General features: G+C 66.5%; 10 protein-coding genes. 3 read left to right on the forward strand and 7 right to left on the reverse strand.

Features of this window, described 5'->3' with window-relative positions:
• Positions 1–31 precede the first annotated feature (31 nt).
• Positions 32–229, forward strand: a complete 198-nt coding sequence (locus ACQY4K_RS02580) for a hypothetical protein (RefSeq protein ID WP_428393165.1) — start codon at positions 32–34, stop codon at positions 227–229.
• 14 nt (positions 230–243) lie between these two features.
• The gene (locus tag ACQY4K_RS02585; protein WP_428393167.1) at positions 244–990 is read left to right on the forward strand and encodes a hypothetical protein; all 747 of its coding nucleotides are present in this window, start codon (positions 244–246) and stop codon (positions 988–990) included.
• Here ACQY4K_RS02585 and ACQY4K_RS02590 read toward each other — a convergent pair.
• The 7 genes from ACQY4K_RS02590 to ACQY4K_RS02620 form a co-directional block, all read right to left on the reverse strand.
• Positions 971–2,233 (reverse strand): MFS transporter, encoded by a 1,263-nt coding sequence (locus ACQY4K_RS02590; protein ID WP_428393169.1) that lies wholly within the window; start codon positions 2,231–2,233, stop codon positions 971–973. The genes ACQY4K_RS02585 and ACQY4K_RS02590 overlap by 20 nt on opposite strands.
• 15 nt (positions 2,234–2,248) lie before the next feature.
• Positions 2,249–3,466, reverse strand: coding sequence for a glycosyltransferase family 4 protein (locus ACQY4K_RS02595; protein ID WP_428393171.1), 1,218 nt, complete (start codon positions 3,464–3,466; stop codon positions 2,249–2,251).
• Positions 3,467–3,484: 18 nt separating this feature from the next.
• The gene (locus ACQY4K_RS02600) at positions 3,485–4,513 is read right to left on the reverse strand and encodes a hypothetical protein (RefSeq protein WP_428393173.1); all 1,029 of its coding nucleotides are present in this window, start codon (positions 4,511–4,513) and stop codon (positions 3,485–3,487) included.
• 13 nt (positions 4,514–4,526) lie between these two features.
• Entirely contained in the window at positions 4,527–7,361 is a 2,835-nt protein-coding gene (locus ACQY4K_RS02605) for a glycosyltransferase (protein ID WP_428393175.1), read from the reverse strand.
• A 92-nt stretch (positions 7,362–7,453) separates the two neighbouring features.
• Positions 7,454–9,250, reverse strand: coding sequence for an SEL1-like repeat protein (locus ACQY4K_RS02610; RefSeq protein WP_428393177.1), 1,797 nt, complete (start codon positions 9,248–9,250; stop codon positions 7,454–7,456).
• Positions 9,251–9,299: 49 nt separating this feature from the next.
• Positions 9,300–10,739 (reverse strand): HlyD family type I secretion periplasmic adaptor subunit, encoded by a 1,440-nt coding sequence (locus ACQY4K_RS02615; protein ID WP_428393179.1) that lies wholly within the window; start codon positions 10,737–10,739, stop codon positions 9,300–9,302.
• A 3-nt stretch (positions 10,740–10,742) separates the two neighbouring features.
• Positions 10,743–12,995, reverse strand: coding sequence for a peptidase domain-containing ABC transporter (locus tag ACQY4K_RS02620; protein ID WP_428393180.1), 2,253 nt, complete (start codon positions 12,993–12,995; stop codon positions 10,743–10,745).
• Between the two features lie 1,807 nt (positions 12,996–14,802).
• On the opposite strand from ACQY4K_RS02620, the gene ACQY4K_RS02625 reads away from it, so the two are divergent.
• Positions 14,803–15,273, forward strand: a complete 471-nt coding sequence (locus ACQY4K_RS02625; protein WP_428395922.1) for a GNAT family N-acetyltransferase — start codon at positions 14,803–14,805, stop codon at positions 15,271–15,273.
• Positions 15,274–15,356 lie beyond the last annotated feature (83 nt).

Consider the following 15,356-nt stretch of genomic DNA (forward strand, 5'->3'; position numbering starts at 1 on the left):
TTTCGTTGCGTGTTCGATCTATGATGCGGCCATGCGACGCTTGATCCTGTTCCTGCTGCTGGCACTCTCAGCCTGCGCCGATGCTGGCCGCATGCCTTGGGAGAGCACCCGGGCCTGCGTGGCGCGACAGCGCATGGCCGGGCAGTCCCCGCTGGATGCCGCCAGCATCTGCGCACCCATCTACGACGCGCAAGGCGAGAGGATGAAAGGGTCAGACCGTTGTAGGTAGGATAGTACCTCGGGGTGGTTCCACTGGATAAGTGGCACCATAAATCGACATCTGCCGGCGCCTACCAAATCGATGAAAAAACATATGATGATTCAGTTAAGCATCACGTCGCTCATGATTCCAAACAATCACAGGACGCGATCGCTGTCTGGCCGATTTCCCACAGAGGTGCCGCGCAATGGGATATATGGGATGGCGATTTGGATTTGGTTGTCAGAATGAAGCGAGTGTTGCTTGTCGCATGTCTGGCAGCGTTCTGCCGGCCGCAAGCTGTTTACGCGCGCAGCCCACAGGTTGAATTGCACAAGGCAAGCCTGATCTGCGGCGGGACGCGCTTCTCCGTAAGGAGTGAGCTCATCAGGTCAGCACCAGTATCACAGGTGATGACGGCACGCGAAGGATCCACCAAGTCTGTTGTACCTGTGGATCTTCGACAAACTCGGGTGTCCTATCCTTTCGAACTCGGAGCTACCAAGGGGCTGGCCTCCATGGTGTCGGCATGGCAGTGCAGAAAAACCCCGGCCGGGCACGTTCTGGTCTTATGGTACTACTGCCCGCAAACCCTACGCGAGGACGTCCCGGCCGCGATGTGCAGCGTCACGAGCGAGTGGGAACGCTACGTTGCCCTGGATGGAAGCCTGCTGGATCGAGGCTTTTCCATCGACGACGTACGCTATGACGCGCTTCGTGCCAAGCTGGGTTATCACAACAAACCCGATCAGGCCTTCGATGAGGGACCCTTCATCTGGTTCCTCCATTGATCTCCGTGCCCGGCAACGCCCGCACCGCGCGCAGTGCCATGTTGCGCCAAGCGACCAGCGTGAGCAGTGCGGCACCCACGCCGGCGAAGCCGAGCGAGGCGCGCAGGCCGCCGTGTTCGCCGAGCCAGCCGCCGAGCAACGCGCCCGGGATCGCCGGGATCAGGATCAGCCAGCGCATGGTGCTCGTCATCCGGCCCAGCATCGCGGCCGGCGTCACCGATTGCCGCAAAGCGATGAAATTGATGAAGATGAGCAGCGCGCCAAACCCGAACAGGGTCAGGCTACAGGCGAACAAGCCGTCGCCGAGCAGGTTTGCCGGGGCCGCGGCCAGCATCAGCCAGGATGCGGCGCAGAGTCCGAAACCGACGGTAAGGCAGGATCCCGGGCCGATCCGGCGCCCGATCGCCTCACCGGTCAGGCTGGCCAGCACCGTGCCGAGCCCGAGGAACACGTAAGCAAGCCCGACATCCTGTCCGGATAGGCGCAGCGTTCGTGTGGCGAACAGGATGGTGACCACAGCGGCGGCATTGTAGAAGAATTGCCAAGCCGCGACGAAGCCGCCGAGCAACAGCAGGATCCGGCGCCCACGCACGAATCCAAGCCCGCTCTTCAAGTCCGGCCAGAATTGCCCGCTTCCATGCGCCGGTTCCTCGTCGATGCGTATGCGGCTCAGGATGAGGGCCGAAAGCAGCAGCAACAAAGCGGTGAACAGCAGCGCGACCGGCGCACCCACGACGCGGATCAGGGCGCCGGCAATACCGGGTCCGGCCACATCGGCGCCTGAATTGGCCAGCGCGTTCTTGGCATTGGCCTCGATCAGCCTCTCACGCCCGGCGATCTGGGTGAGCACGATCTGCGAGGCGCTGCCGGCCGTGGTGTTGACCAGCCCGACCAGGAAGGCGACGGCAAACAGCCAGTCGATGGAGGCAATCCCGGTCCACCAGGCGAGCGGCACACTGGCTGCCGCGAGCGCCAGCGCAATCTCGCCGGCGATGACCACCGGCAGCTTGCGAACCCGGTCGAGCCAGACCCCCGACGGCAAAGACAGCAGCACGAAGGGCAGGCTTTCCATCGCGGTCAGGATTCCCATCTGCGTGGGCGACGCGCGCAACAGCACCGCGGCGGTGATCCGCAGTCCCAGGATCATGATCTGCGAGCCAAATGAGCTGGTCAGCACCGACATCCACAGCCGGCGGTAGGACGCATCGCGCAGCAGATCGTCCGGAGCGAGCGTGAGCCGCATCAGCCGCCCGCCTCTTCAACCAATGGTCTGTCGGATCAACGTCTCGTAGCCGGCGATGTAGTCCGCCATCGCCAGGGTGCGCTCGGCCTCGCGCCTGGCGGCGCGGCGCAGCCGGCGGGACAGCTTGTCGTCCTCAAGCAGTTCGAGCACCGCATCGCCGAGCTTGCGCGGATTGTGGAACGGCGTCAGCAAGCCGGTCTTGCGATCGGTGATGAACTCCTGCACCGGTGCTGTGTCACTGCCGACGATGGCGCAACCGCTGGCCATCGCCTCGCGCAGCGACCAGGAGGCGACGAACGGGTAGGTCAGGTAGACATGCGCATCCGAGCGCTTGAGCAGCTCGGCGTAGCTTGCATAATCGAGCTTGCCGACGAAATGCACCCGGCTCGGATCGAGCGAGCGGCCGACCTCGCGCAGCATGTGTTCGCGCCAGGTGCCCTCGGCCAAGCGGGCGCCATAGCTGACGCCGTCGCCGCCGACCAGCACGATGCGCACGTCCGGCCGCGCCTGCAGGATACGCGGCAGCGCGCGCATCACGATGTGAAAGCCGCGATACGGCTCAAGGTCGCGCGACACGTAGGAGACGAGCTTCTCTCCCGGCCGCACAACCACGTCACCCAGCACGAGGTCGCGCCCCGAGGCTTCGGGGTCGGGCGCACAGACACCGAGGTCGACGCCCTCGGCCAGCACCGAAATCGCCGGGTGCGACCAGTTCGGGTAGGTCGAGCGCTGGAATAGCGTCGGCGTCTGGCCACGCCCGCCATTGGTCAGGGCCAGCAGGTTCACCGCGTTCTTGGCACGCACGCGGGGGAACATCTCCGGGTCGTTGGGGAACTCCGGATCGAAACCGACATCGAGACGATCGGTATGGTAGAAGAATTCGAGATAGCCGAGCAGCGGCACGCCCGGGAACACGTCGCCCAGGTTGAGCATCTCCCCCCAGCCGTGATGGCCGATGATGATGTCCGGCGTAAAGCCGAGCCCGCGCAGCGTTCGCGCGGCGCGCGCCACCTGCTCGGCGCGCAGGGTCGCGAGTTCGAACTCCTGGGCCACCGGGTTGGTCTCGGGATTGGCGCCACGGTTCATGCGGTAGGAGACGCGACGCACGCCGGGCATGGCATTCTGGTTCGGCTCGCTGATGAACACCACCTCATGTGCGTTCTGGCGTGTGAGGTGGCGGACCAGATGCAGGAACTGACCGGGGAAGTTCTGGTGGACGAACAAATAACGCAAGGTCGAGGTGGCTTCCGATCAGCGCCGGTTCGGACGGCCGGGCTTGCCGAAGGCCGCCTGCTTGCGGAGCGGCGGTTTGAGCGCGGGCCGGCTCGGTGCCACCGGCGCGGCGGCGGCAGGCGGCGGCGCGATCGCGACCCCAGGCTCGGGCTCGCGCTCGGGTTCGGGCTCCAGCTCATCGGCGGCCGCCTGATCCGCCAGCGGCGCGATCTCGATCTTGAAGGCCTCCAGCGGCGCCAGGCTCTCAGCCTCGGCTGTCTGTGTATCCGCGATTGGTCCGACCTTGCTGCCGTCGGTAAAGGTGGCACTGACCCGCAACGAATGGGTCTCTGCCGCCGTCCCCTTGAGCCGCACCCGCAAGCCCAGGATCGGCAGCGCCATGCCGCGGCTGCCGCAATATTGCCCACCCTCCGACCAGGGCGACAGCCAGCCCTTGCCGAGCACCGCCTGATATTCGATGTCGGCGGCGGTCACATGACGGTTGGGCGCGATCGCAAAGCCCTCGATCCAGCTCTGGCTGCCCGGCTCGCCCATCCACTCGCCAAGCCTGCCGAGCTTGTCGCCACGACGCTGCACGTGTGCCGCCACCTCGGCACCTTCGGTCGGGGTCGGCGCCGGCGCCGGCTCGGGGCTCGGCTCTACTGCCCCTCTTTGTGTCGGCATTGCAACCGCCTGACGCAAAGCGACCCGGTCCGGCACGTCGCCCAACCGCATCACCTGCAGCTTCGGCGCCTCCTGCTGGCCGGCGACGTTCTGATAGATCGTCACCAGCAACTGCGACGGCCCCTCATTGACCCGCACCAGGGCGGCACTCGCCTCGGCGCCGATCCAGCCATCCTCGCTAAAGCTGCTGATGGTCAGACGCGCACGGTCCTGCAGCGGCGGATGCGTGATCCGCACGCCAGGCAGCCCGGTCTGCGGATCCGCCGCAGTGCTGCCCGGCGCATGGAAGACGCAGAACAGCCCCTTCTCCAGCGTCATCAGGTGACCGGATACCTTCAGCTCGGTGACGAGCTTCTGGCTTGGCGCCGGACCGGCTTGGGACATCGGTAAAGTTCCGTCAGTTCGTTAAATGATCGTGCATCGTCGTCACCGCATCCGCAATGGGGCGCGCGCGGAGATGGCACAGTTGCAGCAGCCTATCGTTCAGGGCGGCGGTGCCGAGGCCGAGCGGCAGCACCGTGCCGCGCCCGCTGCGTCGCACCCGCTCGGCCTGCGCGCCGATATCGAAGACCGCCGCCCGCAGCCCGGCCTGCCAGGCAAGCGACAGAGTGAAGCACCAGGTCTCCGGCCAGATCGATGGCAGAAAGGCCAAGTCGCAACCCTGCGCCCGCACCAGCGACTCCGCCTCGGCCTCCTTGTAGGGGCCGGTGACGTCCAGGCAGCCGGCCTCGAACAGCGCATCGTCGTCTTGTGTATGTCCGACCACGACGAAATCCAGCGCCAGCGCCCGCGCCCGGGTGTCACGCAGGCAGGCGAGCAGCACGTCGAAGCCCTTCTCGACGCCGATCGCGCCAATCACGCAAACCCGCGCCCGGCCTCCCGCCCGCGTGGCCGGCATGAACTGCCCGTCCTCCTCCCAGGCCACCACCCTCGGCCGCACGCCAGGAAAGTGCCGCGCAAGCCGCCGCGCGGTGTCGGCCGACGGCGCGATCACCGCGCTAGCACCTGCCAGCTCGGCGGCGGAGCGGGCGACCAGCGCCGCCGGCGCGATCGTCTCGCCGAGATTGCCGCGAGGGTCGGCGACGCAGGCCGCGCACCCGGCAAGATCGGGCTCACCGCAATAGCGTCCGCCGGGTCCGACCAGGGCGATGCGCGGGCAGAACATCGCATAGTCATGGACATGAACGTCGTAGGCAAGCCCGAGCCGCTCGCATAATCCGTGCAAGGCCGGCGCATGGCCGAGCCAATGGTGCCACTCCGCATGCAGCAGCCCCTCGCGGCAGAGCAACGCCGCAAGCCGATCAAGCTCGTCGGGAAGGCGGTAGCGCAAGTTCGGCCAGGCCGAGGCGCCATCGTCGACCAGGCAGAACGCGCCGTCCGGACGCAGCACGATCGGCCGTATCCCCTGCCCGGCCAGCATCCTGGCCCGCGCCTGCACCACGCGCTCGACACCGCCCGCCTGCGCATGGGTGATCAGCAGCACCGCGCGCGCACGCCGCCCGGCGATGAAACGCAACCGGTCAAGACGGCGCCGCGCCGGCGCCAGCGGGTCGGCCGCGACATGGGCCGCGACCCGCACCGCGTAGCCCGGATGCAGCCGGTTCAGGATCTCCAGGTTGCGACGCATCAAGGCAGTACGCGCAAGCCCGAACGAGACGCTGCCGACATGGCCGACATAGACATCAACCGCTCCGACATGACGCCAGCCGAGACGGCCTGCGCGCAGGCAGAAATCGTTCTCCTCGCCGTAGCCCTGGGCAAACACATCCTCGCGCAGCAGCCCGGTCTGGCTCAGGCAATCCGCCCGCACATACATGCAAAAGCCGTTGCCGGTGGGGATTTCGACCGGCTCCGCACCGCGTCCGGCGCGAGCGGCAAGCGCCATCAGCCGGCGGGTCTCGACGCGGTCCGGCACCGGGTTGGCACGGGTGGTCGAGGGGTAACTCAGAATACTGGCATCGTTGGAGAACGGGGTCGCGGTGCCGATATCGGGCGCGCGATAGACAGCCGCACGCAGCGCCTCGACCCAGCCCGGCGCCACCATCGTGTCGCTGTTCAGCAGGATCACGTCGCGCCCGGCGCAGGCGGCGATGCCGCGGTTGGCGCTGCGCGGAAAGCCCTGGTTGGTGGCGTTGCGAACCAGTTCGATCTCACCCGCCGCGGCCAGTCGGTCCAGCGCCTCCGGCAGGCCGGGCTCCGGCGAGGCATCGTCCACCACCACGATGCGCGTCCCCGCCGGCCGCGTCTCGCGCACCATCTCGATGCATTCGAGCGTGCGTCGCTGCTGCCGGAACACCGGCACGACCACGTCGCAGCCAGGGTTCTGCGGCCGGCTCGCAGGCGTCCCGGACCGCACCCGCCGGCGCATGGGCCGCATCACGGGGCTGCCGATGAGCTGGCGGCCATCTTCGCCGAACAGCCGCACCAGCCCGCCCGGCAGCGACGCTTGCGGCAGCACGAACCGACGCGGCCGCGCGAGCGGCGTCTCAGCGTCGATCTGCTCGGCAAACGCCCGCAAACGCAGCCTGCCGCGGCTGCCGTCTTCGCCAACTACGCTAAGCCAAGGTGCCTGCTCCGGCTCGCCTGGATGCCACAACCAGCCACACAGCCCGCCGTCACGCCATTCGACAAACCCCTCGGATCGTAGCACCGAGCCGATCGCAATCGGGCTGCCGAGCAGCGGCGCCTTTGCCCGAAGCAGCGCCAGTTGGCCGCCTCGTCGCCAGCCCGGCGGCAGCCTTCGACGCAGCTTCCGCCCGTCGAGGAACACCTCCACATCCGCCTGGCCGAACGCGTCGACCCCATCGACCAGCAGCCTGCCGCTGCCCGACAGGCCGCACCAACCAGGCCACATCGCACCAAACGCCACCTGCCGCATCATCGCGGTCAGCGCCGGATCGGGCGCATGCAGCGAGAGCGCGCGCCGCAACGCCTCCGCCGCCGCATCCGGCTCGCCGAGCGCACGATGCGCTGCCGCCAGCGCGGTCCACCCCTCGCGAAAATCGAACCGGCGCAGCAGATCGCGCAGCAGCACAACCGCCCCGCGCGGATCGCCGCCCGCCAGTCGCGCCAGCGCCAGCGCGGCATCCACCTGCACCGCGCCGCCGCTGATCCGGCGCGCCCTTTCGAGCCAACGGCGCGAGACGGCGGCGTCGCCGCGCTCTCCGGCTTCGCGGCCGCGTTGGAAGGCGGTCTGGGCAAGCGTTTGGGGCTCCGCCCCAAGCCCCGCCAAGGACAAGTCCTTGGAACCTATTCGAATTGGGGTCTGGGGGCTCGCCCCCAGCGGGTCCAGGGCGGAGCCCTGGCCTCGCTTCCTAACAGGTCTCAGCGCCGCGCACCCGCCTGCGCGACTTCGCGGACAGCCGCCTCTTCGCCCATGCGCGCAAGCTCGGCGTCCGCCTGGTTGATGCCCTGGGCGCGGGCGCGCTTGAGCCAGAGCCGTGCCTCGGCGGTGTCGGTCTCGCCGGCGAGGCCGCGGGCCAGATAGCGGCCGAGCATGAGCTGTGCCATGCCGTGGCCGCGCTCGGCGGCGCGGCGGAAGAAGCCTTGCGCGCGCGGGCGGTCCTCCGGCACTTCGTGGCCGCCGCCATACATCGCCGCCGTCGAGAACAGCGCGTTGATATGGCCCTGCTCGGCGGCGCGTTCGAACATCACCAGGGCGGTGGCATGGTCCTTGGCGCCGCCGCGGCCGCCGAGCAGCAGTTCGGCGTAGGCGACCTGGGCATCGGCCATGCCGCTCTCGGCGGCGCGGGAAAGCCACAGCCGGCCCTCCTTGAGATCGACGTCGATCCCGCGTCCCTCGGTGAGCATCCGCCCGTACCAGTACTGCGCATTGACCAGGCCGTCTGCGGCGCGTCGCAGCCAGATGGCGGCGCGTCGCTCGTCGCGTTCGATGCCGACCCCCTCGGCCAGGCAGACGCCGAAATTGAAGGCCGCCACCAGGTCGCCCGCGCTTGCCGCCTGCTCGAAGCGCTCGCGCGCGGCAATACGGTCCTCTTCGTGGCCGGCGCCGGACAGCACCAGGTTGGCAAGGTCGAGGCTGGCGTCCGCGTCGCCCTGCTCGGCCGAGCGGCGGAACCAGCGGGCGGCCTCCTCGGGATCGCGCGAGACGCCGGCGCCGGTGAGGAACAGCGAACCGAGTGCGCGCGATGCGGCGGCGTGGCCTTGTTCGGCGGCGCGGTTGTACCAGGTCGCCGCTTCGGCGTAGTTCGGCGGCAGGTCACCGCCGCGCGCATAGAGGTCGCCGATCAGCGCCGCGGCTTCACCGTCGCCGGCAAGGGCCGCGCGACGCAGCCACGATTCCCCGTGAACGATGTCGCGGGCCACGCCACGCCCTTCCATCAGCGCCAGACCGTAGCGCGCCTGGCCGGAGCGCACGCCCTTTTCGGCGGCCATGCCGTAGAGCCTGGTCGCGGCGGCGACGTCCTGGGTCACGCCGGCGCCGCGCTCGGTCATGACGCCGAGCAGGTAGATGGCCGTCGCGAGACCACCGGAGGCCGCCTTGGTCAACTCGACGGCGGCCTTGCGTTGCGCGTCGGGATCGGCGCCATCCCCAAGTAAAGCCAGGCCAACCCCGAGCGAACCCTGCACGCAGCCGGCATCGGCGGATTTGCGATACCAGGCGTTGGCCTGCTCGACGTCGCGCATCGACTCCGGGCCGGAGGTCAGGATGTAGCCATACAGCGCCTGGCCGTCGGGCGAGCCGGCTTCTGCGGCGCGCTTCGCCCAGAATGCCGCCTTCGCAAAATCGGGCTTGGCGCTGGATTGCTCTGGACCGGGCGCGAACAAGGCGTTGCCGCCGTCACTGGTCTGCGCGAGGCCGTAGAGATTGAGGGTGGCGAGCACGAACTGCGCCTCCACCCAACCGGCCTCGGCGGCACGCGCGGTCCAGCGGGCACCTTCCTCGCGGCTGACCGGCACGCCGTTGCCTTCGAGATAGGCGCGGCCGACGCGGAACTGCGCCTCCGGAATACCGGCCCGGGCGGCGGCGCTGAGCGGACGGAAGGCGGCCTTCGGTTCGCCCGCTTCGATCAGGCTCAGCGCCAGGCGCAGCTTCGCCTTGGGCGAGAACAGCGCGGCCAGACGCCGGCTCAGATCGTTCGAGGTTAGCAGGGCGGCCATGCGCTCATGCGGCATGTATCAAGGAGGGTGCATCCAGCAAAGGAGGGCATCAGGGTTCGCGCATACCTTCGGTGGCTACCGGGAGCACGCGGTTGAGAAGATACTGCATGATGGTCCGCTTGCCGACCTTGATGTCCGCCGTCACCGGCATGCCGGGGGTCGGATGGAAGTAGTTCGGAACGCCGTGCAAGGTGTAGCGGTCGATTCGCAGCTTGATCCGGTAGAACGTGTCGGCGCTGCTGCCCATGTCGAGCGGCGGCGCGCTCGGGCTGGTGGACTGGTCAAGGCTGTCCTTGGTGAAGCTATCGGCGCTGACCCCGCGCACGGTGGCGTCGGCGCCCCCATACTGAGTGTACGCGAAGGTTGCGAACTTGATCATCGCCTTATCGCCGATCTTGACATAGCCGGACTCGTCGCCCTTGAGCTTGGCCTCGACTTCAAGCGGCGCGTCGAGCGGCACCAGGGTGATGAGCTGGGTCGCCGGGGTCAGCACGGAGCCGATCGAGACCTTGGCGATGGTCAGCACTTCAGCATCGCCCTGGGCGCGCATGACGTCGAGGTTGCGCGCCAGGATCGCCTTTTCGTAATCGGCGCGGGCGTCGGAGTATTTATGCTCGGTATCGGTCAGGTCCTGGTAGATCTGCGCTTTCCAGTCCTGGATATAGCCGGCCTCGTCGGCGCGCTCGGCATCGAGCTTGTTCTTTGCTCCCACCGCACCTTCCTGAGCCGAGAGCTGCGAACGCTCCATTTCCATCAGGCTGTCCTGGGCGGAGAGCGAATCCAGCCGGCTGCCGACCTGGTCATGCTGCAGTTGGCGGCGCATCCTGGTGACGTCACCGGCGACCTTGACGCGGCCGGCATACATCGCGGCGTTGGCGCGGTAGCCCTGCATGTCGCTCTGCAGGCTCGCGATCTGCTGGGTGTAGTTGAGCAGCTTGTCGCGGAACTCCTCGCGGCGACGCATGAAGATCGCGGCCTGCGAGACAGAAGCGGGATCGCCGAGATCGGGCTTGTAGTCGTCGCCCGCGGCCTCGGCCTTCAGGCGCGCGATCTGGGCCGCATAGGATTGCGTCTGGTTCTTCAGGTTGGCCTCGTCGGCGGTGCTGACGGTGGGATCCAGACGCGCCAGCACCTGGCCCTTATGGACGATCTCGCCCTCATGCACCTCGATCGAGCGGACGATGGAGGTGGCGAACGGCTGCACCAGGAGCGTCGGCCTGGTCGAGATCAGCTCGCCTGAGACGGTCACGACCCGGTCGAGCGGCACGGTCGCGAACACGATCAGCATCACGACCGCCATCGAGCAGACCAGCCAGATCATGTATTGGGCAAGCGCCGAGGGCGGCATTGCGACCAGGGCGGCGCTGGGCGAATGGAACTCCAGCAGGTCCTGGGGCATGTCGTCGTTGTCCCGGCGCGCCAGGCGACGTGCGGACTTGCTCGTCTGTAGGTTCGGTCCGCCGCGTGGAACAATCTCTGTGCCGCTCATCGCTCAGTCTCCCTCGGCCAGCAACGGCGCCGGGCCGGCGTGGGCGTTTTGCGGATTCATGTGTCGGGTCTGCTGCAGCCAGAGTTGGCGGTAGATCGCGCAGCGCTCGAGCAGGACGTGATGCGGCGCGATGTCCTCGACGCGGCCGCGCTCCATCACCAGGATCTGGTCGCAATCCACCAGCGAGGACAGCCGGTGCGAGACGATGACCATGGTGCGGCCCTTGCTGATCCGCTTGAGGTTGGCGTTGACCAGCGCCTCGGACTCCGGATCCAGCGCCGAGGTCGCCTCGTCGAGGATCATCAGCTTGGGGTCGGTGATCACCGCGCGGGCGATGGCCAGACGCTGGCGCTGGCCGCCGGAGATGTTGGTCGAGCCCTCCTCGATCCAGGTTTCGTAGCCGGCCGGCATCCGCTCGATGAACTCCTCGGCCCCGGCGAGGCGTGCGGCGCGCACCGCATCCTCCAGGGTGAGACCGGGCCGGTTGGCGGTGATGTTGTCGCGTATGGTGCCGCGGAACAGGAAGTTGTCCTGCAGCACGACACCGAAGGATTTGCGCAAGTGTGTCAGGTTGATCTCGCGCAGATCGACGCCGTCGAGCTTGAGGAAGCCGGTATAGTTCCGCGACACGCCCTGCAGCAGCCGGGTCAGGGTCGACTTGCCGGAGCCGCTGCGGCCGACAATGCCGAGCATGGTGCCGGCGGGCACGTCGAAGCAGACATCGTCCAGCGCCTTCGACGAAGCGGCTGGATAGGTGAACATCACATCCTGGAACGACAGCGCGCCGAGAATTTTTGGACGCATGCCGTTGGTCAGCGCGCGCGTCTCGGTGGGCTGGTTGAGCACCGAGCCGGCCTCGCCGAGGGCTGCGCGGATTTCGGTAAACTCCTCCAGCAGCTTGGCCAGGCCGACCAGGGGGGCCGCGACCCTGCCGCCGAGCATCATGAAGGCGACCAGGCCGCCGGCGCCGAGCGACGAACTGCCGGTCAGCAGCAGATAGGCGCCGACCAGGATGACACCGCGACTGATGAACATCTCGATCGGCGAGGCCAGGGTCGAGGGCCAGTTGGCGAGCCGGCCGGCATCGAGCTTGGCCCGCACCACATCGGCGGTGGCGACGTCCCACTCGACGCGTCGCGACGGCTCGAGAGCCAGCGTCTTGAGCGTGCGGATACCGGCAACGGACTCGTAGAGAATGGCCGCGCGTTTCATCTCGGCGGTGATCACCCGGCCGATCATCCGGCTCACCGGACCGACGAAGATCACCACGATCAGCCCGATCAGGCCGGCCGCAGCCAGGGTCATCCAGGCCAAAGTGGCGCTCAGCACGAACAGGAACGGCAGGATCACCAGCAGGGTGAACATGTCGAGGAACGTCGTCATCAGCTTGCCGGTGATGAAGTCGCGCACCTTGTAGATCGCCGAGACCCGGCCGATCACGTTGCCGGCCTGCTGGCGTTCGAAATATTCCAGCGGCAGTGAGAGCAGCCGCGCGAAGATCACCAGCGCGATGCGGCTGTCCAGCCGAGTGGACAACACCAGAACGATCTCGCGCCGTCCGAAGCTGATCAGCGTCTCATACACGGCGAGCACCACGATGATCATCGAGATCGAGACCAGCGTGGACATCGAGTGGTGGTTCACCACGTTGTTGATGACCTGCATGACGATCAGTGCCGGGAAGATGCTGACCAGGCTGAGCACCACCGAGGCGATGGCGATGTCGCGCAGCGACTTCTTCTCGCGCATCACCATGCGTGTCAGCCAGGGAAGATTGATCGGCGCTTCCGTCTCTGACTGGGTGCGGCTGCGCGCCACCATCACCACGTCGCCGGTCCAGACCTGCGACAGACGCAGCTCGTCCACCGCGACCGGCACGTCGCCGTCGCTGCCCATCGGGTCGCGCAGCCAGACCAGGTTGCGCGTCGGATCGGCACCGACCAGCAGGCCGGCGGTGCCGTCCTTGAACATCAGCGCCACCGGCGGGCTGTCGTGCATGCGCACCAGGTAGCGCCACTTGAGGCGTATCGCGCGCGCGACCAGCCCCTGCTCGCCCAGCCAGCGCACCAGGCTCGCCGGCGACGGGGTCACCTCGGTGATCTCGCCGCGGAAATCCTTGGCGTCGAGTTCGACGCCGTGATACCGCGCCGCGGAGATCACGGCGCGCACACGCGACCGCCTGCCGTCGACCTGCGCACCGCCCCCAGGCTGCGCCGTGTGTGCGGCCGCATGTGGTGCGGTGTTCAAGCCATCCATAGGTGGAGCCACTGGCTTTCCTTTATCAAAGCGAGTCCTGCACGCGAACGCACAGTCATTTCCTTACGCAAGCCGATTTGACCGGCCGGACCCTAGCACAGCGTTCCAGACGTTTCCGTAAGTTTTTCTGTCCAGTTTGCGCTTAAACAACAAGGTCCCCTCTCAATTTTGAGAAAGGCCTTTGCTTAAGCAGGACCCGTATGCAGGTGCCAGTCCTCGCGAGACATGGCTATCTGCAGGTTCAATAGAGAGGTCGAGGATGAGGTAAAGCCGCTCACAGCTCGACCATGTCTGTCAGCACGGCATGGAGCAATCACGCATTTGTCGAATCGTTTCAGCCAAACATGGTCTCGCAGCTAATGCGGATTAATACCGGAACGTGGAACGCTCTGAAGCGTGCAAGTCTTGACAAGGGCCTGCACGACAACCTGACAATGGTCAGCATTCAACAGTTCATCGTAATGGGCTACCCGTTGAAGGTCCACATTCGTGATCAGACCGCAGGCGATGGCTGTGGCCATGAGATTAGCCATCGGTCTTACGGTCGTTGCAAGCCTCATCGGTTTCTCAGATCAGACAACGGCGTTTGGCTCCATGCGGATGTGGAATGAACTCGGCGCTCGACATAGCGGAAAGAATCCTCAGGGCTCATGCTCGTATCGTTGTGATATGCGAACAGCTGAATGAGGGCCACCGCCCGGGCCGGCTTGGCGCCGTGGCAGGCGCAGGGATGATACCAACTGGCGGTAGTACCAAGATCGCAAGCCAGGCGGCGGCGGCCGAGCGGCGACGACCAAGGCCGCGTCGCCTACTGGGCCCGGCACCCCGGCCGCGATGCCGATAGCGGCCACCCGGGAGGTGAAAGCGGTAAGACCGTGGCAGCTATTGATCAACCTTGGCCGCCAACCGATAACACCTTCAGCGGTCCTCGGACAGCAGCTTGGTATTCGTCCAATGGAGCACAGTGGCCCCAGGGAAATGTCCTCCGAGTCTCGCCGGGTCTGGCCGCATCACCCAATCCCGGTCCGCGGCATGGAGATAAACAGGACAGCCGAATGCCGCAGCGCAATCCTGGCAGCGCGTATAGCCGCCGCCAGCTGTTGACATGCGCCGCGCCCAGCTCGTCCGGGGTCGTCCAAGCCTGCCCGCTCCTCGGCACATACTGCCGTTCATCCTCGCATATTGGGCAGCCAGGCGGCGGTGTCGCCGCTTCGGCGTAGGAGGTGCCGCACAACTTACAGATGTGAATAGGCATGGTCGCGTCCTCGTATTCAGGCGCGAGGCATATTGCAAGGGAAGTTCAACGTCATTGCGCGCAGCCCAGGGACCCCGGCTCGGGTGTCGTTCGACATGCCATAATAGGGCCACGGCGGAGGTGATCGATACGTCCAGCACCGTCGGCCCTAATCGGCACGGGCAGCCGGTGACCGTCATGGCCATGATGGCGCCCGTCACCTGCATCATGTCGGCAAGGTCATCGGCGGAGGTTTCACACTCATGGCCGAAAAACTCGCGTGAGATCGATTGGTAAGTTCGATGATTTTGAGTAGAGCAAAGGACGCGGGCTTCGGCCAGGGAGCAATCCACTCAGTCGGATCGTGCGCCCTGTTTTCGCCCGGCGGTGCCTCATGACTTCAGGACTCGGCACAACGGTTTCGAGACGTCATCGACGATCAGCGTCGGAGCGGATCTGGCGCGTCCCATGACCGTTTGCCGCGCTCCCCAAAGTGGCATTGTGTTTCCCGATAGACGATGTGCGGCCGATCCCTGCTATACTCGCTATCTCTCAACCCGGTCGTGCAAGCTGATGGCGAAAGTCCCTGTCACCATACGTGCGCCTGAAGTCGGGGATGAAGTGGTTTGGAAGGGCCTCTGGCAGGCTTATCTCGGTTTCTATGACCAAGCGGTCCCGCCGGAAGCGACGCACCTTACCTGGAGGCGAATCCTTGATGCTGCAGGACCCATCTTCGGCCGCATGGCGATACTGGATGGAACTCCGGTCGGTTTTTTGATCTGCGTGGTGCATGAAGGCACCTGGAGCGTGCGGCCGACCTGCTACCTGGAAGATCTTTTCGTGGATGCTCGCATGCGCGGCGGCGGCGTGGGCCGGGCGTTGCTCGACGATCTCGTCGCACTCGGCCGCGAGCGCCACTGGAACTCGCTCTATTGGCACACCCGCGCCGACAATGCGCAGGCGCGAAAGCTGTATGACCGCTATGTGCCGGCCGACAATTTCGTGCGCTATAGGCTCGCAATTACGCCGCACAGGCAGAAGTAGCACATGTAAACCATTCAGTCGAAGCAGACGGCCGGGTCATGGCCGCAAGGCAGCGTGGACGGTGGTCGAGATGGGACCCACGG

Source organism: Lichenicoccus sp. (assembly GCF_965276875.1).
Classification (GTDB): domain Bacteria; phylum Pseudomonadota; class Alphaproteobacteria; order Acetobacterales; family Acetobacteraceae; genus Lichenicoccus.

What these genes read in the sequence shown, in the direction of transcription:
- ACQY4K_RS02600 (WP_428393173.1), bottom strand. Translation starts at nt 4,513, where the DNA reads ATGTCCCAAGCCGGTCCGGCGCCAAGCCAGAAGCTCGTCACCGAGCTG.
- ACQY4K_RS02610 (WP_428393177.1), bottom strand. Translation starts at nt 9,250, where the DNA reads ATGGCCGCCCTGCTAACCTCGAACGATCTGAGCCGGCGTCTGGCCGCG.
- ACQY4K_RS02620 (WP_428393180.1), bottom strand. Translation starts at nt 12,995, where the DNA reads ATGGATGGCTTGAACACCGCACCACATGCGGCCGCACACACGGCGCAG.
- ACQY4K_RS02580 (WP_428393165.1), top strand. Translation starts at nt 32, where the DNA reads ATGCGACGCTTGATCCTGTTCCTGCTGCTGGCACTCTCAGCCTGCGCC.
- ACQY4K_RS02625 (WP_428395922.1), top strand. Translation starts at nt 14,803, where the DNA reads ATGGCGAAAGTCCCTGTCACCATACGTGCGCCTGAAGTCGGGGATGAA.
- ACQY4K_RS02615 (WP_428393179.1), bottom strand. Translation starts at nt 10,739, where the DNA reads ATGAGCGGCACAGAGATTGTTCCACGCGGCGGACCGAACCTACAGACG.
- ACQY4K_RS02590 (WP_428393169.1), bottom strand. Translation starts at nt 2,233, where the DNA reads ATGCGGCTCACGCTCGCTCCGGACGATCTGCTGCGCGATGCGTCCTAC.